This window comes from Agrobacterium sp. 22-221-1 (genome assembly GCF_053522445.1).
This window is the reverse complement of sequence record NZ_JBNWCL010000014.1, coordinates 74,568-94,943: the sequence shown is the minus strand read 5'-3', so window position 1 is coordinate 94,943 and position 20,376 is coordinate 74,568. Positions and strand designations below refer to the sequence as shown.

Annotated in this window: 20 protein-coding genes; 10 read left to right on the top strand and 10 right to left on the bottom strand. The window is 60.5% G+C overall.

The genetic code is table 11. The features are described from left to right. Positions 1-44: 44 nt before the first annotated feature. Positions 45-1,574, bottom strand: coding sequence for an L-piperidine-6-carboxylate dehydrogenase (gene amaB, locus ACQZ5N_RS19780; protein WP_448733877.1), 1,530 nt, complete (start codon positions 1,572-1,574; stop codon positions 45-47). Between the two features lie 202 nt (positions 1,575-1,776). On the opposite strand from amaB, the gene ACQZ5N_RS19775 reads away from it, so the two are divergent. After that, positions 1,777-2,679 (top strand): LysR family transcriptional regulator, encoded by a 903-nt coding sequence (locus tag ACQZ5N_RS19775; protein ID WP_448733876.1) that lies wholly within the window; start codon positions 1,777-1,779, stop codon positions 2,677-2,679. A gap of 12 nt (positions 2,680-2,691) precedes the next feature. Here the strand turns inward: ACQZ5N_RS19775 and ACQZ5N_RS19770 are convergent, their stop codons facing one another. Beyond that, positions 2,692-3,672: a glutathione S-transferase family protein gene (locus ACQZ5N_RS19770; protein ID WP_448733875.1), complete on the bottom strand. Its 981-nt coding sequence runs from the start codon at positions 3,670-3,672 to the stop codon at positions 2,692-2,694. Positions 3,673-3,776: 104 nt separating this feature from the next. Beyond that, the gene (locus tag ACQZ5N_RS19765; protein ID WP_003522518.1) at positions 3,777-4,664 is read right to left on the bottom strand and encodes a DMT family transporter; all 888 of its coding nucleotides are present in this window, start codon (positions 4,662-4,664) and stop codon (positions 3,777-3,779) included. Between the two features lie 383 nt (positions 4,665-5,047). Between ACQZ5N_RS19765 and ACQZ5N_RS19760 the strand changes: the two genes are divergently transcribed. Both ACQZ5N_RS19760 and ACQZ5N_RS19755 read left to right on the top strand, forming a co-directional pair. Beyond that, on the top strand, positions 5,048-6,379 hold the full coding sequence (locus tag ACQZ5N_RS19760) for a UDP-glucose dehydrogenase family protein (RefSeq protein WP_448733874.1): 1,332 nt from the start codon (positions 5,048-5,050) through the stop codon (positions 6,377-6,379). Between the two features lie 86 nt (positions 6,380-6,465). After that, entirely contained in the window at positions 6,466-7,488 is a 1,023-nt protein-coding gene (locus tag ACQZ5N_RS19755) for an NAD-dependent epimerase (RefSeq protein ID WP_448733873.1), read from the top strand. A 2-nt stretch (positions 7,489-7,490) separates the two neighbouring features. Here the strand turns inward: ACQZ5N_RS19755 and ACQZ5N_RS19750 are convergent, their stop codons facing one another. The 3 genes from ACQZ5N_RS19750 to ACQZ5N_RS19740 are packed head-to-tail and all read right to left on the bottom strand — an operon-like array spanning position 7,491 to position 11,252. Then, complete coding sequence (locus tag ACQZ5N_RS19750) at positions 7,491-8,537, bottom strand: glutathione synthase (protein WP_448733872.1); 1,047 nt, start codon at positions 8,535-8,537, stop codon at positions 7,491-7,493. A gap of 10 nt (positions 8,538-8,547) precedes the next feature. After that, the gene (locus tag ACQZ5N_RS19745; protein WP_448733889.1) at positions 8,548-10,425 is read right to left on the bottom strand and encodes a flavohemoglobin expression-modulating QEGLA motif protein; all 1,878 of its coding nucleotides are present in this window, start codon (positions 10,423-10,425) and stop codon (positions 8,548-8,550) included. After that, a complete protein-coding gene (locus tag ACQZ5N_RS19740; protein WP_448733871.1) occupies positions 10,422-11,252 on the bottom strand; it encodes an N-formylglutamate amidohydrolase in 831 nt (276 codons plus the stop codon). The genes ACQZ5N_RS19745 and ACQZ5N_RS19740 overlap by 4 nt, the downstream gene beginning before the upstream one ends. A gap of 293 nt (positions 11,253-11,545) precedes the next feature. Between ACQZ5N_RS19740 and ACQZ5N_RS19735 the strand changes: the two genes are divergently transcribed. The 6 genes from ACQZ5N_RS19735 (at position 11,546) to ACQZ5N_RS19710 (ending at position 15,426) form a co-directional block, all read left to right on the top strand. After that, complete coding sequence (locus ACQZ5N_RS19735; RefSeq protein ID WP_020811542.1) at positions 11,546-11,767, top strand: hypothetical protein; 222 nt, start codon at positions 11,546-11,548, stop codon at positions 11,765-11,767. A gap of 18 nt (positions 11,768-11,785) precedes the next feature. Further along, positions 11,786-12,346 (top strand): type 1 glutamine amidotransferase domain-containing protein, encoded by a 561-nt coding sequence (locus ACQZ5N_RS19730; protein ID WP_425645465.1) that lies wholly within the window; start codon positions 11,786-11,788, stop codon positions 12,344-12,346. Positions 12,347-12,407: 61 nt separating this feature from the next. After that, positions 12,408-12,848: a PPC domain-containing DNA-binding protein gene (locus ACQZ5N_RS19725; protein WP_448733870.1), complete on the top strand. Its 441-nt coding sequence runs from the start codon at positions 12,408-12,410 to the stop codon at positions 12,846-12,848. Positions 12,849-12,901: 53 nt separating this feature from the next. Continuing rightward, the gene (locus tag ACQZ5N_RS19720; protein WP_448733869.1) at positions 12,902-13,762 is read left to right on the top strand and encodes a TIGR02587 family membrane protein; all 861 of its coding nucleotides are present in this window, start codon (positions 12,902-12,904) and stop codon (positions 13,760-13,762) included. 7 nt (positions 13,763-13,769) lie between these two features. After that, on the top strand, positions 13,770-14,180 hold the full coding sequence (locus ACQZ5N_RS19715; protein WP_059756861.1) for a TIGR02588 family protein: 411 nt from the start codon (positions 13,770-13,772) through the stop codon (positions 14,178-14,180). A gap of 19 nt (positions 14,181-14,199) precedes the next feature. After that, on the top strand, positions 14,200-15,426 hold the full coding sequence (locus ACQZ5N_RS19710) for an NAD(P)/FAD-dependent oxidoreductase (protein ID WP_448733868.1): 1,227 nt from the start codon (positions 14,200-14,202) through the stop codon (positions 15,424-15,426). A gap of 6 nt (positions 15,427-15,432) precedes the next feature. Here the strand turns inward: ACQZ5N_RS19710 and ACQZ5N_RS19705 are convergent, their stop codons facing one another. Beyond that, positions 15,433-15,918 carry an MgtC/SapB family protein gene (locus tag ACQZ5N_RS19705; RefSeq protein ID WP_059756862.1) on the bottom strand — a complete coding sequence of 162 codons (486 nt, stop codon included), beginning with the start codon at positions 15,916-15,918 and terminating at the stop codon, positions 15,433-15,435. Positions 15,919-16,090: 172 nt separating this feature from the next. Here ACQZ5N_RS19705 and ACQZ5N_RS19700 point away from each other — a divergent pair, with 172 nt between their 5' ends. Then, entirely contained in the window at positions 16,091-16,591 is a 501-nt protein-coding gene (locus ACQZ5N_RS19700) for a YciE/YciF ferroxidase family protein (protein WP_020811535.1), read from the top strand. A gap of 76 nt (positions 16,592-16,667) precedes the next feature. Here ACQZ5N_RS19700 and ACQZ5N_RS19695 read toward each other — a convergent pair whose 3' ends face one another. The 3 genes from ACQZ5N_RS19695 to ACQZ5N_RS19685 all read right to left on the bottom strand — a co-directional run bounded on the left by ACQZ5N_RS19695 (position 16,668) and on the right by ACQZ5N_RS19685 (position 20,372). Then, on the bottom strand, positions 16,668-19,004 hold the full coding sequence (locus ACQZ5N_RS19695; RefSeq protein WP_448733867.1) for a glucose/quinate/shikimate family membrane-bound PQQ-dependent dehydrogenase: 2,337 nt from the start codon (positions 19,002-19,004) through the stop codon (positions 16,668-16,670). A gap of 103 nt (positions 19,005-19,107) precedes the next feature. Next, a complete protein-coding gene (locus tag ACQZ5N_RS19690) occupies positions 19,108-19,449 on the bottom strand; it encodes a hypothetical protein (protein WP_448733866.1) in 342 nt (113 codons plus the stop codon). A gap of 137 nt (positions 19,450-19,586) precedes the next feature. After that, on the bottom strand, positions 19,587-20,372 hold the full coding sequence (locus tag ACQZ5N_RS19685) for a 3-hydroxybutyrate dehydrogenase (RefSeq protein ID WP_448733865.1): 786 nt from the start codon (positions 20,370-20,372) through the stop codon (positions 19,587-19,589). Between the last annotated feature and the right edge of the window lie 4 nt (positions 20,373-20,376).

Here is a 20,376-nt window from a genome sequence, read left to right as displayed (position 1 = left end):
TGGAACCGCGCCGGCATGATGGATCAATTTCTCTATGGAAGCGATTATTCGATATCGAAGGAAACGCCCTGCGCCAAAGGCAGCGCCTTGGAGTAGTTGATGGTGTTGGTGGCGCGGCGCATATAGGCCTTCCACGCATCCGAACCGGATTCACGGCCGCCGCCGGTTTCCTTCTCACCGCCGAAAGCGCCGCCGATTTCCGCACCCGAGGTGCCGATATTGACGTTGGCAATGCCGCAATCGGAGCCTTCCGACGACAGGAACCGTTCCGATTCCTGCATGTCGCGGGTGAAGATCGATGAGGAAAGACCAGCAGCGACGGCGTTATGGTCGTCTATCGCCTGATCGAGGTCGCTGTATTTCATGACGTAGAGGATCGGCGCGAAAGTCTCTTCCAGCACCGGTCCCGCCTGCTTCGGCATTTCGACAAGCGCCGGCTTGACGTAATAAGCATCCGGCGCACCCGTATCCACGCGGCCGCCGCCATTCACCACGCCATCATGGGCTTTCGCCGCTTCGAGGGCCTTCTGCATGCCGTCGAAAGCCGCCTTGTCGACCAGCGGGCCGACGAGGGCCGATGTTTCCAGCGGGTTGCCGACGGAAACGGAGGCATAGGCCTTTTTCAGGCGCGGCACGAGCTGGTCATAGACGCTGTCATGCACGAAGAGACGGCGAAGCGTGGTGCAGCGCTGGCCGGCCGTGCCCATGGCGCCGAAGGCGATGGCGCGCAGCGCCATGTCGAGATCGGCGGAAGGGCAGACGATACCGGCATTGTTGCCGCCCAGTTCCAGAATGGCGCGGGCGAAGCGTTTCGCCAGACGCGGGCCGACATCGCGGCCCATGCGGGTGGAGCCGGTGGCCGAAACGAGCGGCACCTTGGGATTGTCCACCAGAGCTTCACCCACGGCGCGGTCGCCGATCAGAAGCTGCGAGAGACCTTCCGGCGCATCGCCGAAGCGGGCGGCGGCGCGCTCGAAGATGCCCTGAACGGCAAGCGCCGTGAGCGGCGTCTTTTCCGAAGGCTTCCAGACCACCGAATTGCCGCAGACGATGGCGAGCGCCGCATTCCACGACCACACCGCAACCGGGAAGTTGAAGGCGGAGATGACACCGACAACGCCGAGCGGATGCCAGGTTTCCATCATGCGGTGGCCGGGGCGTTCGGTGGCGATGGTGAGACCATAAAGCTGGCGGGAAAGACCGACCGCGAAATCGCAGATATCGATCATTTCCTGCACTTCGCCGAGGCCCTCGGAGGGAACCTTGCCCGCTTCCAGCGAGACAAGACGGCCGAGATCGGCCTTGAAGGCGCGCAGCTCTTCGCCAAGCAGCCGGATCAGTTCACCGCGACGGGGCGCCGGCACATTGCGCCATGCCTTGAAGGCGGCATCGGCCCGGTCGATCACGGCTGCGACACCCGCGACCGAAACGGTCTTGAGATTCGCGACCTGTTCACCCGTCACCGGGCTGAAGGAGGCCATATCGCCGCCGGTATAGAGATCGCGGGCAACGCCCATCCTGTCGAGCAGGGCCGCAGCTTCCTGTTTCACGTCGAGCTTCGTGGTCGCATCCATGTCCATCGTCCTTTTGGCTTAAAAGGGGAGGAAAGGCCGTTTCGATACGGCGCTTTCAACTCCCGTCACTCTTCTTTCCCCGAATTTGCCATTCGTTATGTGAAACTGGTGTTTTGCACCGTTCCATTCTTTCCCGTAATCATATATGGCCATAATGACCCTTTTCCAATGAGGAAAGCGGGTAAGTTGATGCGAGAATGGAATGGATCCGCGCAGAAGACTGGTTCCTGACATCGTTACCCTGCAAGCGTTCGAATGCGCGGCACGGCACGGCAATTTTACGCGTGCAGCGGAAGAACTCAACCTTACGCAGAGCGCGGTGAGCCGACAGATCGGCGAACTGGAAGCGCAGACCGGAATGCAGCTTTTCGAGCGCATCCGCAGGCGGGTCGTGCTTTCCGAAGCGGGGCGTAAATTCCTGCCGGATGTGCGGCGCCTGCTGCAGCAATCCGAACAGCTGATGGTGCGCGCGGTTTCAGCCGGAACTTCACATGCATCGCTTTCCGTCGCGACATTGCCGACATTCGGCAGCCGCTGGCTGATGCCGCGCCTCCACCGCTTTATCGACGCCAATCCTGATATGACGATCACCATCGGCTCGCGCTCGCATCCCTTCGACTTCGACGAGGAAGGTTTCGATCTCGCCATTCACTACGGCCAGCCGGTCTGGGCGCATGGCACCTGCACATTTTTGTGCAACGAGGTGATCGTGCCGGTAGCAAGCCCCGCCCTTGTGCGCCGCGCCGGCGTGAACCAGCCGCAGGATCTGACCGGGCAGCCGCTCCTGCATGTGACGACGCGGCCGAAACTATGGACGGAATGGCTGGAGATGAACGGGGTGACGGCGGAGAATGCCTATCAGGGAAGCCGTTTCGACCAATTCTCGATGATCATCGAGGCCGCCGCAAGCGGCATCGGCTTTGCCCTTCTGCCGAAATATCTCATCGAGGCGGAACTTGCCTCCGGCCGCCTCGAAATCGTCTTCGACATTCCCCTGCAGACCGACAAGAGCTATTACGTCGCCCTGCCGGAAGGGCGGCAGGACAATGCGCTGGCCCGCGCCTTTCAGGGCTGGTTGCTCGATCAGGTCGGCAAGCCGGTGTAATCCGTCATCCGCTCAGTTCGAAGGGCGGAGGGAAACATCATCAAGTCCCGGAAGATCGGGGCCGACGGGCACGATGCGGGTCGGATTGAGCGCCTTGATGGAATAATAACCGCGCTTGATATGGTCGATATTGACCGTATCGCGCACGCCCTGAACGTTCAGCACCCGCATCATATAGGCCTGCAGCGCGGGGTAATCGGCGATACGGCGAAGATTGCATTTGAACAGGCCGTAATAGGCGGCATCGAAACGCACCAGCGTCACGAAAAGCCGGACATCCGTTTCGGTCAGCAGATCGCCGAACAGGAAAGGTCCGCCTGAAACGAGGCGGCTTTCGAGCTCCTGAAGCGTTGCGAACACATCGGCGAAGGCCTCTTCATAGGCGATCTGCGTGGTGGCGAAACCGGTTCTGTAAACGCCGTTGTTGAGGCGTGGATAGATGCGGTCATTGAGAGCGTCGATCTCATCGCGCAGACGTTCCGGATACAGGTCCACGCTATTATCGGCCAGAGCGCCGAAACCGGAATTCAGCATGCGCAGAATATCGGCGGATTCGTTATTGACGATGGTTTTCGTCTTTTTGTCCCAAAGCACGGGCACGGTGGCGCGGCCGGTATAGTGCGGATCCGCGCTGGTATAGACCTCATGCATATAGGTGAAGCCGTTGAGCGTATCGCGATCCGAACCCGGATAGCCGCCGAATTTCCAGCCCTCGTCGGAAAGCGCCGGCTCAACCACGGAAACGGAAATCACCTCTTCCAGCTTCTTCAGCTTTCGGCCGATCAGCGTGCGCGATGCCCAGGGGCAGATCAGCGCGACGTAAAGATGATAACGGCCGCTTTCGGCCGTAAAACCGCCCTCGCCCGTCGGCCCTGCCGAACCATCAGGCGTCACCCAGTTGCGGAAACCGGAGGTCTGGCGAACGAAGCCGCCTTTCTTGTCGGTTGCCTGCACCGGATGCCATTCGGCGGTCCATTTTCCATCCACGAGCATTTGCGGCTCTCCGTTCATCTAAAGATGAAAGCCTTATGGGCCGGGTTGCCGCCGCTTCACAAGCCGCGCTTCGGTTGACGCACTGTTTCCGATCAAGAGTGAGTTCAAAGCCGATTGCGGAAAAACGGGTTCCAGCGCACGGTGCCGAGCCTCACCTTTTCGCGGATCATCGTCAGCAGTCCCGATGCGGCGATGACGGCCAGACCAAGCACGGCGACCGCATCCGGATATTCGTGGAAAAAAGCCATGCCGATCGCCACGGCCCAGAGGATTTGCGAATAATGCGACGGCGCGATCTGGCTTGCTGGCGCGATGCGGGTTGCGACCAGAAGGGTGATCTGCCCCGTTGCCGTGCAAAGGCCGATGAAGGCGAAAGCCAATAGCTGGTGCAGGTTGGGCATGACGAATTCGGGGATGGAGGCAATACCGTTGAAGGTGAGGCCATAAATCAGGAGCACGCCCATGATCGAGGTGCGCTTTTCCTTGCCCGCAAGCGAGCGCAGCAAAACGATGGTCATTGCCGCGAGGAACGCAACGCCGATGGCGGCGAAATGCCCGAGTTCCAGCGTCTTGAAGCCCGGCCGCACGACGAGGATCACGCCGACGATGCCGGCCAGAACCGCCGCCCAGCGCCATGGACCGATATTCTCCTTCAGCACCACGGCGGAAAGCACGGTCACGAAGAGCGGCGACAGGAAGATCAGCGCATAGGCTTCCGCCAGCGGAATGGTGGTGAAGGCGTAGATGCCGAAAATACCCGCGAAAAGGCCGGAGATGGCGCGCCCGTGCACGGCGAAGGGCCGGCTCATGCGCCAGAATTCACGCCACCTTTCCTCGCGCGGCTTGCTGAAGAAAATGAAAATGCCGGAAAATAGAATGCTGAAGAAGCCGATTTCGAAAACGCTGATCTGCGATCCAAGCGACTTGATGGTGGCATCGCCCATGGAAAAGGTCGCATAAGCGAACAGACCGAGCAGAAAACCCTTTTGCATTTGAACGTCCCCAAACACCGACCGCAATGCAAAGCATACCCCGGCCGCGTGGAACGCGACCCGGACGCCCCTTGAAGGGACAGACAGTCTGGCAGATTTGATCCTCAGTCCTATGGCTAGACCCGGCTACCTATGAGTGCAAGCCGCAAAAGAAGTAAAATTGCCCGATTGGACCCGGCCAGTGCAAATGGCTGCAAGGTGCGGCAAATTTGTCCCGCCATGGCCATCACATCCCCGTCATGGAAAGAGGTTAGCCGGTGTTGATCGTGGCGCTTGGCGACGGGCATGAAGGCGGCTAAATATTATCATGCGATTTTCACCCGCCGATTTCCCCGGCTGGTATTGCCGCGTTAACATGGCCTCGCTAACCGAAAGGAAAAAGAATGCGGATTGTGATGATCGGTTCGGGTTATGTCGGCCTCGTGTCCGGCGCGTGTTTTGCGGATTTCGGCCATGACGTGGTCTGCGTCGACAAGATGCCGGAGAAGATCGAAGCCCTGAAAAACGGCCATATCCCGATCTTCGAGCCGGGCCTGGAGACCATCGTCGCCAACAATGCCAAGGCCGGGCGGTTGAGCTTCACCACCGATCTTTCCGCAGCCGTTGCCAATGCCGATGTCGTCTTCATCGCGGTCGGCACGCCGTCGCGGCGCGGCGATGGCCATGCGGATCTCGGTTATGTCTATGCGGCGGCGAAAGAGATCGCCCATGCGCTTGACGGCTTCACGGTGATCGTCACCAAATCCACCGTTCCCGTCGGCACCGGCGACGAGGTGGAGCGTATCATCCACGAGGAAAACCCCTCGGCCGATTTCGCCGTCGTCTCCAACCCGGAATTCCTGCGCGAAGGCGCCGCCATCGAGGATTTCAAGCGGCCGGACCGCATCGTCGTCGGCCTTTCGGATGAGCGCGCCCGCCCCGTCATGACCGAGGTTTACCGCCCGCTTTATCTCAATCAGTCGCCGCTGCTTTTCACCACAAGGCGCGCTTCCGAACTCATCAAATATGCCGCCAACGCCTTTCTGGCGATGAAGATCACCTTCATCAACGAGATGGCTGACCTCTGCGAAAAGGTCGGCGCCAATGTGCAGGATGTCTCGCGCGGCATCGGTCTCGATGGCCGCATCGGCCCGAAATTCCTGCATGCCGGTCCCGGTTATGGCGGTTCCTGTTTCCCGAAGGATACGCTGGCGCTCGCCAAGACCGCGCAGGACTATGATGCGCCGGTGCGGCTGATCGAGACCACCATCGCCATTAACGACAACCGCAAACGCGCCATGGGCCGCAAAGTCATCAACGCGGTGGGCGGCGATGTGCGCGGCAAGAAGATCGCTGTGCTTGGCCTCACCTTTAAACCGAATACCGACGACATGCGCGACAGCCCGGCAATCGCCATCATCCAGACCCTGCAGGACGGCGGCGCGAAAGTGGTGGGTTACGATCCGGAAGGCATGGCGAATGCCCGCCATCTGATGGAAGACATCGACTATGCGGCCGGCCCCTACGAGGCGGCGGAAGATGCCGACGCCGTGGTGATCGTGACGGAATGGAACCAGTTCCGCGCGCTCGACCTGCCGCGCCTGAAAGCGATCATGAAAACCCCTGTTCTGGTGGACCTGCGCAATATCTACCGCACGGATGAGGTCGCCGCGCATGGCTTTATCTATGCCGCAGTCGGCCGTCCGCACGAAGGCGGTTCCGACAAGGGCGCATAGAGGTTTCGTTTTCGCCATTTCATTAAAAGGTTTTCTGCGCTTCGGTCAGACCGCAAACGCACCAACGAATTCGGGATATAATCATCATGCGTTATCTGGTTACCGGCACGGCTGGCTTCATCGGTTTTTATGTTGCGAAGCGACTGTTGGACGCCGGCCATTTCGTGACCGGCTTCGACGGCATGACGAAATATTACGATGTCAGCCTCAAGGAAAAACGCCACGCCATCCTTTCCCGCTCCAACGGTTTCCGGGCCGAAATCGGCATGCTGGAAGATACGGATGCGCTGAAGCGCGCGGCTGAGGCCGCCGAACCGGAGATCATCATCCACCTCGCCGCACAGGCAGGCGTCCGTTACAGCCTTGAAAATCCGCGCGCCTATATCGATTCCAATCTCATCGGCTCATTCAACATGCTGGAGCTCGCGAGAAGCCTTGAGGTCAAGCACCTGATGCTGGCATCGACCTCCTCCATCTACGGCGCCAACGAAAAAATACCCTTCGCGGAAAGCGACAAGGCCGACGAGCCGATGACGCTTTACGCCGCCACCAAAAAATCGATGGAGCTGATGGCGCATAGCTATGCCCATCTGCACAAGCTGCCCACCACCGCCTTCCGTTTCTTCACGGTCTATGGCCCGTGGGGACGGCCGGACATGGCGCCGATCAAATTCGTCGACGCCGTTTCCAACGGCCGGCCGATCGATATTTACGGGCAAGGCAATATGAGCCGCGATTTCACCTATATCGACGATCTGGTGGAGGGCATCGTCCGGTTGAGCGCGATCATCCCGTCCGAGGAAAACCGCGTCACGCAGGAAGGTGTCACCGACACGCTCTCGCACCACGCGCCCTTCCGCGTGGTCAATATCGGCGGCGGCCAGCCGGTGGAGCTGATGCATTTCGTCGAAACGGTCGAAAAGGCGGTCGGGAAACCCGCGATCCGCAACATGCTGCCGATGCAGCAGGGCGATGTTCCCCGCACCTTCGCCTCGCCCGATCTTCTGAAGGCATTGACCGGTTACGTGCCGCAAACCCCGGTCGAAGAGGGGATCAAGGCCCTCGTCGCCTGGTATCGCGAGATGCATCCCGCCGAATTACGGGAATAACCTCACAGCGTCGCCAGCAGGCGATTGGAGATGGTGCCGCCGGAAGCGCTCTGCATGGTGATCTTGGTTTCCACGGCCTCGATGATCGTGTCGCTGAAATTCATCTCCGTGAGATCGCGGATATTGGAAAGCCCGCCCGGCGAAAACACGTTCACCTCCAGTATCTTGTCCCCGACGATATCGAGCCCGACGAGGAACATGCCGTCCTCCACCAGCTTCGGCCGCACCATTTCGGCAAGCGCCACGATCTCATCCGTCACCTTCACGGCTTCCGCCGTGCCATGGGCATGGATATTGGAGCGCAGGTCGCCCTTGGCGGGCACGCGGCGAAGGGCGGCATATTTGCCTTCACGCATCAGCGGGCGGCCATTCATCATGAAGAAACGAATATCGCCATCCTTGGCGGCTGGCAGATAGGCCTGCGCGATCAGATAACCCTCAAGGCTGACAGCCTCGAAAATCTGGTTGAGATTGGTCTCCTTGCTGGAGCCGATCTTGAAGACGTTCTTGCCGCCGGATCCCTGCAGCGGCTTGACGATGACGCCCTTTGGATGCGCGTCGGCAAAGGCGCGTATTTCCTCGACATTGCGCGAAATGATCGTGGTCGGGCGGACGATTTCGGGAAAGCTCTGGAAATAGAGCTTGTTCTGCGCGAGCGCCAGACCTTCGGGATCGTTCAGAACCACGACGCCGCGCTGTTCGGCAAGCCGCCCGAACAGGATGCCGGCATGCACCGCCCATGGCCGTGTGGTCTGGTCGAGCGAGGGGTCGCTGCGCAGCATCAGCGCATCGATTTCCTCCACATCCATGGTCCGCCGTTCCAGCGCCTTGTCCTGCAGCGTGGAATGGAACGTCTCGCCTTTCTTGACTTTACCCTTCGGCAGCACGGTGGCGTGAATGGTCAAACTGTCATCCGAGCGCAGCGTGAAATCGCCGGGCGTCAGATAGACCACCTCATGGCCGCGATTGAGCGCGGCCATGGCAAGCAGGCCGGTCGCGTAGTTCGGTCCCTCGGTTTCGATGGAATTGACGAAAAATGCGATACGCATGAAGCCCCTCCTATAATGTCGCCAGTTCGGCAATGGATAATCCCGCCCGTATTTTTTCCAGCCGTTCATTGGCCTTGGCGGGCAGCAGGAATGCGGGCCTGACGCCCGGCGGGCGAAGCAGGCCGCGCAGGGCGAGCTCCTGCATCACCGGAAAATGGGCGGCGGCGATCTTGCCCATCCAAAACGGATCGAGCGCTCCGCCCCTGCGCAGATGGTCCAGCACCTCCGCCAGCCCGCGCAGATAAATCGCGTCCTTGGAAAGACCGCCGCCGCGATAGATGCGCAGCACCATGTTGAAGGCCCCGGCTTCATCGAAACCGTGATCGCGGGTCATGGTGCGGAAGGTCTCCACGAAGCTTGCCCCATCCAGCATGGCGGCGCAGCCGATAACGCGACCGGCGATCAGCCGCAGGCGCTCGCGCGTCATGCCGCCGGCCAGATGTTCCGCCAGCACCGCCAGCCCTTCCTGCACGCCCTCATACCCGGAAAGGCCGGTGCGGAAGAGCCGCAGCCCCTGAAACGAGCCGTTGAAATAGGTGAGAAGATGCACGCCGATCTCATGCGACAGCAGCGCCTCGACACGGCGCTGCTCCATGACGGTGTGGCGGGAAATCAAGAGCTTCTCGCCCGTCACCATCAGGCCCGGCGGCAGGTCGTCGCGGATCTCGACGCGCGCCTTGAATTCCGGGTCTTCCGCAAGATAGGTCTCGACCATCTCCCGCGACTTCTTGGCGACCGCGTAACAATCGACCATGGCGATTTCGCTGCTTTCCTCCCCGCGCGGGCAATCCGCAAGCACCCGCAGCGCCAGCTGAAGGAGGGCCGGTTCGACAGCGCCATAAAGGGCGCGTGAAAAATCGGTGAAGGTGCGATGGTGCAGATTGGCGAGCATCGTCAGCTGCAGATCGATCTCCTGCTGTTTCTCCCGGTAGAGATTATAAAGCACCGGGTCTTCCAGATGATCGAAAACAACGGAATAAAGCTTGCGTTTCTGCTCCTCGACATCGACGCCGAGCGGCCGGTAGAGCAGGCGCGGCGCGAACTGAAAGCCGCCATCGCGAAATTCCTCGAAGGCTCGGCGGGCATTGATGGGCGTGACGGAAAGCAGAAAATCGAAGGATGAAACAATATCGTCGACGGACCGGTCGGCGCGCCTGACGGCATCGACGAAGGCCTTGCGCCCCAGCGCCCGATGGCTGGTAACCTTGAGCGCGTCCTTGCCCGAAGCGAAGGATGAAAAAGCCTGCAAGCCGGCATCGAAAAGATCGGCGATCATCGTCACCCGCAGGCCCGGATAATCCGCACCGGATTCCGGCTGGCGGTAGATAGGCGCAAAACGCACGCCGATACAGGGAAAATCGAGGCCCGCTTTCTTGAAGCGCTGAACCGGATCGGCATCCGGTTCCGGCCGGGTGATGCGCGGCGTGCGAAAGCGTACCTCGGCTTCACAAACCGCCTTGATGAAGACCCGGCGGGCATTCTGCGTTTCTGGCTCAGCTGTCGCCGAGACTGAAACCTCATAGTGCGGCAGGAAAGGCGAATCGTCTGCCAGCAGGATGTCATGCTCCAGCTCGCCGATATCGAGGACCATGAAAGCACCGAAACGCTGCCGCATAACCGTGCCAACGGCCTCAATCAGCGGCGCGGCCTCCTGAATGGTCGACGCGATCAGATAGGAGGCATGGGCAGCGGCGATATCGCGGGCGGCGAGATTTTTCGTGCCGCCCGTCAGATGCAGGCAGAGGAACGGCAGCGGCCGGTCGATATGCAGACGGCCATCTTTGCCGACATCGCGGCGGATGGCCTTGCCGGCCTCGAGGCAGGACACGACGTCATCGACCAGATCGGCGATGGGAGACGGTGCGCTGCGGGCGGAGGAGAGGTTCATCGCCGCGACCTCAGGCACTCTTCGAGCACCGGCTGGAGTGTTGCGATCGCTTGGCGAATATCCGCCACCACACGCGCATCCGGCTTTCCCGTCCACTCGTCCATGAAGAATTTCTTGAACTCGATTGCGATGGCGCAGCCATTTTCGGCGAACCTTTCATGGATGAAACGGGTCTGCTCCCCCTTGCCCTGGAACGCCACGTTCTCGCGAACATCGAGGCGGCGTCCGCCGATGGTCGCTGACGCGAAATGGTGCCCGACCGCGCTCACGATATCGCCCCAGCGGCTACGATCCATGGAAAAGGTGCCGATATTGATATCAGGCGCTTCCGCCTGCGCCGTCGGTGGCGCGGCGGCGCCCTGCCGGCGATGATTATAGCTGTGTACATCCAGCACCACGAAAGCACCGTGCCGCCTCTCGATTGCAGAGAGCACGGTCTCCAGCATCGCATAATAGTCGGCGTGAAAATCGAGCGATTGCCGGATGGCTTCCCGCGCCGGCTCCTCTTTCCAGACCTCAAGCCCCCAGGATTGTTCCGGCTTCAGATAGATCGCCTGATCGGCCGCACGGTTGAGATCGATTTCGAAACGCGAATGGTGAACGACGAGACGGTTCGTCAATCCCGCGACCATCTCACCGGTGAAAGGGTCTTCCTCCCGCAGCCGCTGTTCCGGGGAAAGGGCGATGAGCCCGGATATGTTCGGTCTAATGCGATGACCGTCGTGAATGGCCGTGCCGATAACCGGTGAATTGCCGAAATCGATCGACCAGAAACCCTTGTTTTCGTTGTTACCGTAGTATTCGCCGTCACTCTGTCTGGCTGCCATGCTGCCTCCCCTGCATCGGGGATAAAACAGCGGGACATGCCCGTTTGTTCCGGTAAAAAATTGCGCGCGATACACTCGGCTTCGGCAACGACGCCGCCGGAAAAAACTGCGGAACCTTACCGGAAAGCCCACGTTGTTCCAGCAGGAGGGGCTGCCGTGTCAAGCGGACGCGATGGCGCTGAAGAACATCGGGATTTTTCCGTTTTCTCCCGGTGGCCAACGAAATGGCAGCCGAGCTTCTTACCCATCCGGCACCCCTCCGTTCCCGCTTTCCACGCACAAGGAGCCGCGACATGGAAAAGACCGAAACACGCAAACTTGCGGAAGAATATTTGCGTCTCGGCGGCACGCGTCAGGTGATGATCGACGACAACAAGACCTTCGTGCGCCAATGGCAGCACGAACCGGCGGAAGCCGAACGGTTCTGGCAAACGCACATCGAAAATCTCGACGCGGAGCGCCTCAAGGACGTGGAATTTTTCCTGCCCTCCATGAATTCCGACAAGGGCAAGTGAACCCAGAAGGAGACAGGTATGACTGCCATCAACGCTGCAAAAATCCTCATTCTCGCAACGGACGGCTATGAGCGTTCCGAATTGCGCGTGCCCTATGACCGGCTGAAGGCCAAAGGTGCGGACGTCAAGATCGCCTCCATCAAGGAGGGCGAGATCAGGAGCTGGGACAAGAAGAACTGGGGCGACAGCATCGCCGTCGATATTCCCGCCCAGGCCGTAAAAACGGAAGATTTTGACGCGCTGGTTCTTCCCGGCGGCCAGATCAATCCGGACGTTCTGCGCCATGACGAGGATGCGATGCGGGTGGTGCGCGATTTCATCAAATCCGGCAAGGTGGTGGCCGCCATCTGCCACGCGCCATGGCTGCTTGTCGAAGCCGACGCCCTGCGTGGCCGCGACGCCACCTCCTATTGGTCGATTAAGACTGACCTCAAGAACGCCGGCGCCAACTGGAAGGATGAAAAGGTGGTGACCGACAAGGGGATCATTACCTCCCGCAGCCCTGACGATCTCGATGCCTTCGTCGCCAAGATCGTGGAAGAGGTCGAGGAAGGCCGCCACGAACGCCGCGCCGCTTAAGACACGCACCCTATTCCCGTGCCGCCGGTTTTCCGGCGGCACTTCTATTTGGGAGGAAGACATGAAAAGCAGATTGCTGGCAAGCGGCGCGGAGCGTACCTTCATCCTCGTCATCGATCCCGAGGAAGAAGCCTTCGAGGCCATCAGGCGCTTTGCCAAGGCCGAGAACATCAACGCCGCCTCGGTGAGCGCGATAGGCGCCTTCGCCACGGCAACACTCGCCTTTTTCGATCTTTCGACGCAGGACTATAAGGAAATACCGGTCACCGACCAGAGCGAGGTTCTGAGCCTGCTCGGCGATATCACCCTTGACGAGAACGACACGCCCAATCCGCACCTGCATGTGGTTCTGGGCTTTGCCGATGGCTCCACCAAGGGCGGCCATTTTCTAAAAGGGGTGGTGCGGCCGACGCTGGAAGTCGTCATCCGCGAAACACCTGCGGAATTGCGGCGCAGCTATCGCCCGGAATTCGGCATCGCTCTCATCGATCCCGCGAAATAAACCCACGGAACCGGAAAAACGCCATTGCGTTATCGCTTTGAACAGGGGGCGGCATGGTGGCGGCGATCAATCGAAGAGATACGGATGATGACGAGGTCGGGCAATTTCTGATCGGCCTCGCGCGCGGCACGGCGGGTGCATTGCTGTTTGCCCTGCCCATGCTGATGACCATGGAAATGTGGTTTCTCGGTCTTTACGTCAATTCCTGGCGGCTTCTTCTGCTCTGCACTCTCAACCTGCCGCTGCTGTTGCTTCTCGCCCGCCGCATCGGTTTCGAAAATGTTCACTCCTGGAGCCAGGCGCTGCGCGACGCGATAATGGCCTATGGGCTGGGCATCGCCGTCAGCGCCGCCGTGCTGCTGCTGTTCGGCATTCTGAACGACCAGATCACCGCCTCCAATATCGTCGCCAAGATTGCGCTGCAATCCGTTCCAGCCAGCATCGGCGCACTGCTTGGGCGCAGCCAGCTCGGTCAGCATTCCGACGCGGAGGATGAAGAGGAGGGCGAATATTCCGGCGAGACGGGTTATCTGCACGAACTGTTCATGATGGTGGTCGGCGCGCTTTTCCTCAGCCTCAATGTCGCGCCGACGGAAGAAATGATCCTGATCGCCTATAAGGTGACGCCCTATCACATTCTGGCGCTTTGCCTGCTGTCGGTCGCCATCATGCATGGCTTTGTCTACGCGCTTCACTTCAAGGGTTCGCACCAGCTTCACGAAGGGCAGAAGTGGTGGCAATCCTTCATCCGCTTCACCCTGCCCGGCTATGTCATCGCCATCGCCATCAGCATCTATACGCTCTGGACCTTCGAGCGCCTCGACCACACCTCGCTGTCGCAGATCATGAATGCCGCCGTCATTCTCGGCGTTCCCGCCTCGATCGGCGCGGCCTCCGCCCGGTTGATCCTGTGAGGACAAGATGACGATATCCAAGGGCCGCAAACATACGGAAAGCCCCGAGCCTCATTGGGTGGAATGGCTGACGGGCGCCATCTGCACGCTTCTTGTCGCCGCCATGCTCGGCTGGATCGGTTATGACATTTATCGCTACAGGCCGGAGGATGCCCGTTTCGAAATCGCCGTTACCGGCGTGGAGGCGCAGGCCGGGCAATACCGGGTGCGGTTCGATATCCGCAACCTGTCCATGACGACGGCGGCGCAGGTGCAGGTGCGCGGCGACCTGCAGCAAAACGGCGCAACGCTGGAGAGCGCCGATGTGACATTCGATTACGTCGCCTCGGAGTCTCGCGACACCGGCACGCTTTTCTTCCGCAACGATCCCCGCAGCGCAACGCTCACCATCAATGTCGCCGGCTATACCGAGCCGTGACACCTTTCAGGATGATTTCATGCCGACATCGGAACTGACGAAAGAACGCGACCTCAGGGATTCAAAGCCCGTGTGGGCGGATACGCCGCGCATTGGCGTCCGCAGCAGGCACACGCCGGAGGCCGACCGTTACGACACGATCGTCGTCGGCGCCGGCATCAGCGGCGCGCTGGTGTCCCACGCCCTGCAACGGCCGGGTCAATCCATGCTGATCGTCGACCGGCGCGAGCCGGTCATGGGCAGCAGCGTCGCCAGCACCGCGATGATCCAGCACGAAATCGACACGCCGCTGACGCAGCTTCGAAAGATGATCGGCAGGCACGCGGCTGACAGGGCATGGCAGCGTTCCGCCCGCGCCGTCCTGCGGCTGGAGGAAATCGTTTCTTCGCTCGGCATTTCCTGCAGCATGAGGCGCAAACAGGCCCTTTATCTGGCTGGAGACGAAATGGGATCGCGCGCGTTAAAGGCCGAAGCGGATGCCCGCAAAGAAGCGGGCATCGAGGCCCGCTTTCTCACCGCTGCGGAACTGAGAGAGCAATACGGCTTGCACCGGACCGGGGCTATCCTCAGCGATATTTCGGCCTCCGCCAATCCCGCGCAGCTGACGGCCGGCCTGCTGCGCCACACGACGGTCGCCGGCGCAGAAATCGTCTCCCAGCTTGAGATCACCGATCTCAGGAACCTCGGCGATGGGGTTGTCCTTGCCACCGCCGGCGGCAAAATTCTTTCAGCGCGCAATGTCGTTTTCTGCACCGGCTATGAATTCCTGAAAATGCTGGAGAGCCCGAAACACCAGATTATTTCCACCTGGGCGCTGGCGAGCAGAAAGGGGCTAGACCTACCCGACTGGCTGGAGAACCATATTGTCTGGGAGGCATCCGATCCCTATCTCTACCTGCGCACCGACCGCGAGGGGCGGATGATCGCCGGAGGCGAGGACGAGGAAAACCCGACCGCCTACCAGTCGGAGCGCAAGCTCGCCGCCAAGGCGGAGACGATCCGCCGCAAGATCGAAAAGCTTCTCGGCATCGATATGGGAAAGCCGGAATATCGCTGGGCGGCGGCCTTCGGCACGACCACCACCGGCCTGCCGCTGATTGGCGCTGTGCCCGGAATGAACAACGTCTATGCCGTGATGGGTTTCGGTGGCAACGGCATCACTTTCAGCCAGATCGCCGCTGAAATCGTGGCCGCCGCCGTCAATGGCGGCAAGGATCCCGACGCCGATCTTTTCCGCTTCGGCTGACGTCGTTCATTCCTCCTTGATGCCCGCCGCCACCTGTATGCGGCGCAGCGTCCACAGGACGACAATGCCCATTACAGAAGCAAGAAGGGCAAGCGGCCACATGCCAAGGCCAGCCGACAGGCCGATTGCCGCCGAAAGCCACATGCTGGCGCCCGTCGTCAGGCCTTTGACATCGCCTCTGGTATAAACGACCACACCCGCCGCGAGAAAGGCGATGCCCGCCGTCACGGCCTCCACCAGCCGGATGGGGTCGAGCCGCGCGGCCTCATGGCCTTCCGCCATCGTCTCCATCATGTGAATGGTGATGACGCAGAAGGTGACGGCGGCGAGGCCGATCAGCATGTTGGTGCGCAGGCCAGCCGTGTTCTTGTGAAACTCACGTTCCAGACCGATCAGGCCGCACAGGATGACCGCGCCGAATACACGCACCAGCAGCACCTCGAAGGGGATGGAAATATTCATGGAAAATTCTTCTGCAAGGCTCTGGGGCACTGTCGCGTCTCCTCCCGAAATTTCTTCACACTAAGTTCGCAGAGGCGCGTTGGTTCCGCGCGGCAATATAAACGTTGCGCGCAACCGAGCCGGAACCATGGGCGCAGCAAAGGGTTTGTCTCCCGTGCGCATGGGCGCACGTCATGCATTTTCACACATGGGAGAAGGAACAATGGCCGAGAAGAAACTCGACGACCTGTTTTACGATACGCTGAAGGATATCTACTACGCCGAGAGGCAGATCCTGAAAGCCCTGCCGAAAATGGCGCGGGCGGCGACCGATCCGAAGCTGAAACAGGCCTTTGAAAAACACAAGGAAGAAACGCAGGGACACATCGAACGCCTGCAGGAAGTGTTCGAGATCATCGGCAGGCGGGCGCAGGGCAAGACCTGCGAAGCTATCCAGGGCATCATTGCCGAAGGTGAGGAGATCATCGACGATTTCAAGGGCACCGCGGCTCTCGATGCCGGCCTCATCTCGTCGGCGCAGGCGGTCGAGCATTACGAGATCGCCCGCTACGGCACGTTGAAAGCCTGGGCGGAAAAGCTTGGACACGGCAATGTCGTTTCCCTGCTGGACGCCACGCTGAAGGAAGAGTCCAAGACCGATGACGCGCTGACTTCGCTCGCCAAGACTTCGATCAATGCGGCAGCCCAGAAAAAGGCGGCATGAGGCTGTCTGCGACACCAACAAAAAACCGGAATGGGCGACCATTCCGGTTTTTTTAGTGTCTTGAAACCTGCGGAAGTTACGGCAGGGTATAGGCGATCACATAATCGCCCGGCTTGGTTCCGACGGAGCCGTGGCCACCCGCAACCATCACCACATATTGCTTGCCGCCATCCAGCGCATAGGTCATCGGCGTTGCCTGGCCGCCGGCCGGCAGGCGCGCTTCCCAAAGCTGCTTGCCGGTCGTCAGGTCATAGGCGCGCAGGTAGTTGTCGACGGCCGCACCGAGGAAGGCGACGCCGCCCTTGGTGATCATCGGCCCGCCAATGCCCGGCACACCCACCTTGAAGGGCAGCGGCAGCGGCGTCATGTCATGGACCGTGCCGTTCTTGTGCTTGTAGGCGATATCGCCGGTGCGGAGATCAGCCCCCGCGACGTAACCCCACGGCGGGGCCTGGCAGGGGATTTTCAGCGGGCCGAGGAACGGGCCCATGAACACGCCATAGGGCGCGCCGTCATTGCGGTTGAGGCCCTGTTCGCTACCCTTTTCGTCTTGACCCTTCGGCGGAATATCGGCGCGCGGCACCAGCCGCGAGGTGAAGGCGAGATAGGTCGGCATGCCGAACATCACCTGACGCTCGGGATCGACCGCCACGCTGCCCCAGTTGAACGTACCGAAATTGCCGGGATAGATGATCGAACCGGTCAGCGAAGGCGGCGTGTAGCGGCCCTTGTAGTTCAGCTGATGGAAGCGAATGCGGCAGGCGAGCTGATCGAACATGGAGACGCCCCACATGTCCTTTTCCTGCAAGGGCTCCGGCTTGAAGGACAAGGCCGTTGTCGGCTGCGTCGGAGAGGTGAAGTCCTCCGGGATGGCGCCGCCCGGCGCGGGCTCTTCGGTGATCGGCAGAAGCGGCTCGCCGGTGCGCCGGTCGAGAACGTAGATATCGCCCTGCTTGGTGGGGCCGACGAGAGCCGGAACGGTCTGGCCATCCTTGGTAATGTCGAGCAGCACCGGCTGGGCCGGCACGTCCATGTCCCAGAGATCGTGATGAACCGTCTGGCGCACCCAGCGATCCTTGCCGGTGTTTATATCCAGCGCGACGATGGAGGAGGAATATTTCTCCACATTCTCGCTGCGGCCCATGCCGAGCTGATCCGGCACCTGATTGCCGAGCGGGATATAAACGAGGCCGAGGCCTTCATCGTAACTGAAGACCGACCAGCTATTCGGAGAATTGGTGGTGTAGGTTTCACCCGCCGAAATCGGTTCGGTTTTCGCCGGGTTACCGGAATCCCAGTTCCAGACGAGCGCGCCGCTGTTCACATCGAAAGAACGAATGACGCCGGACTGTTCCTGCGTGGAATAGTTGTCGTTCACGGCACCGCCGATGATGATCTTGCCCGCCACGATGACGGGCGGCGAGGTCGAATAATAGTAACCGGCAGGATTGTATTTCATGCCCTGCTCGAGATGCAGCACACCCTGATCGGCAAAGGACGTGCAGACCTGACCGGTGGCGGCGTCAAGCGCGATCAGCCGCGCATCCGAGGTCGGCAGGTAGACGCGCTCGGCGCAGGCCGTACCTTGAGCGGCATTCGGCTCGGCATAATAGGAAACGCCGCGGCATGTCTGGTGCTGGCGATCCGGATTGAGACCGACATTCGGGTCGTATTTCCACTTTTCCTTGCCGGTGGCGGCATCGATGGCAATCACCCAATTATGCGGCGTGCAGATATAAAGCGTGTTGCCGATCTTCAGCGGCGTCACCTGATAGGTGGTTTCCCCCACATCATCGGGCAGCTTCACATCGCCCGTCTGGTAACGCCAGGCTTCCTTGAGCTGCGAGACGTTGTCGACATTGACCTGGGTCAGCGGCGAATAACGCTGGCCATAGGGCGTGCGGCCATATTGATGCCAGTCACCGTCAGGCACATTGCCGCCATAGGCGGGCGTGGCAGAGGCCGTTTCCTGAGGCAGGAAACCTGCCGTATCGTGCGGATCCTGCGCCATGGAATATCCGGCCACGATGATGGAGGCGAGGACGGACAGCGCAAGCGGCCAGGCATTCGGCCCGTAGCTAAGCCCGGTCGGGCTCGAAAAACCGAGCGGCTTTCTGACCCAGGGAACCAGAAGCCAGAGGCCGATGAGAATGATGATGCCGCCGCGCGGGCCAAGCTGCCACCAGTCGAAACCGACTTCCCAGACGGCCCAGGCGAGCGTCGCGACAATGAAGACGGCATAAACGTGAAGGGCTGCACGATTGCGCTTGAACAGCAGAATGGCCGTCAAAAGAAAGGCCAGTCCGGAAAGCACGTAATAAAAGCTCCCGCCCAGCATGACGAGCTGAGAGCCGAAACCGAACAGCGCAAGACCGATCAGCGTGAGAACAACTGCAGTGACGGTGACTGCCATGAATGAAACCCCCGATTCCTGTCACTTTGCGTGAAATGAAATCGGGCGCGATCTGGTTCCATGAAAATTATCATCGGCGCGAAAAAACTTCACGCCATGGTGGTCACGGGTTTTGCGGTGCTCCGGTCGAATCCTGCGGCACGGGATTTGTCTCTGTCGATGACGGCGGCTGGGCGCGGCCATTCGCCGGATTGTTGTCGAAGCTTCCGGATCCGGACGGCTGCTGCGGCACGGGCGCAGTCTCGGTCTGCGGGTTCTGCGGCAGGTTCTCGTCGGGTTCGAAAACCGAATATTCGACAACGGCCCAAACCACCAATGCAAGAAGCACGCTGACGATCAGAATGACAAGCACGGGACGGCCGCGCGCCCCCTGCCGCGCGCGCGTTGCCGTTTCGCTTTTCGGCGCATCCCGACCGTCGAGATAGCTGGCATTTTCTCTGGCCATGTCGTTCACTCCCTGTAACCCTGTTGATCTAATCATTGGGGTCAGGGTTTTGTTCCAGACGCGGAAAAGGATTAGTTTCAACCCCATTCCAGCGGCCTGCGTATCGAAGCGCCAGCGCAGCGTTGGATATGCGAAAATTATTTCGCGGTCCAGCCGCCATCGATGGAAATGGTGGTGCCGGTGATGGAGCGGGCCATATCGCCGGAGAGATAAAGCGCCATTTCCGCCACTTCTTCCGGTTGCACAAACCGCCTGGTCGGCTGCGGCGCAAGCATCACCTTCTTCACCACCTCCTCCTCGCTCATGCCATGCACGCGCGCCTGATCGGCAACCTGGGCGGCGACAAGCGGCGTCCAAACATAACCGGGGCAGATGGCGTTGCAGGTGATGCCGAGTTCGGCCACCTCCAGCGCCACGCTTTTCGTCAGGCCCACCACCGCATGTTTGGTCGCCACATAAGGCCCCTTGAAGGGCGAAGCGCGCAGGCCGTGCGCGGAAGCGATGTTGACGATGCGGCCCCAGCCTCTTTCCTTCATGCCCGGCAGGGCCGCATGGATGGTGTGAAACGTGCTGTCGAGCGAGATGGCAACGATGCGGGAAAAATCGGCGAAATCGAACTCGTCGATCGGCGCGACCTTCTGAATGCCGGCATTGTTGACGAGGACGTCGATATGACCGAATTCGGCAATGACGGTTTCCGGCAGATGGGCGCTTTCATCATAATTGGCGAGGTTGGCGGCAAAATAGACCGGCCTGTGCCGCGCCACCTTCGCGACCGCCTCCAGCGCCTGCGTCGCCTCCTCCGTCGTCTCTATGCCATGCACCGCGACCAGATACCCCGCCTCGGCGAAACGCTTGGCGATGGCGAGCCCGATGCCGCTGGTGGAACCCGTGACGAGCACGGTTTTCGGTTGATCCTCCATCGGC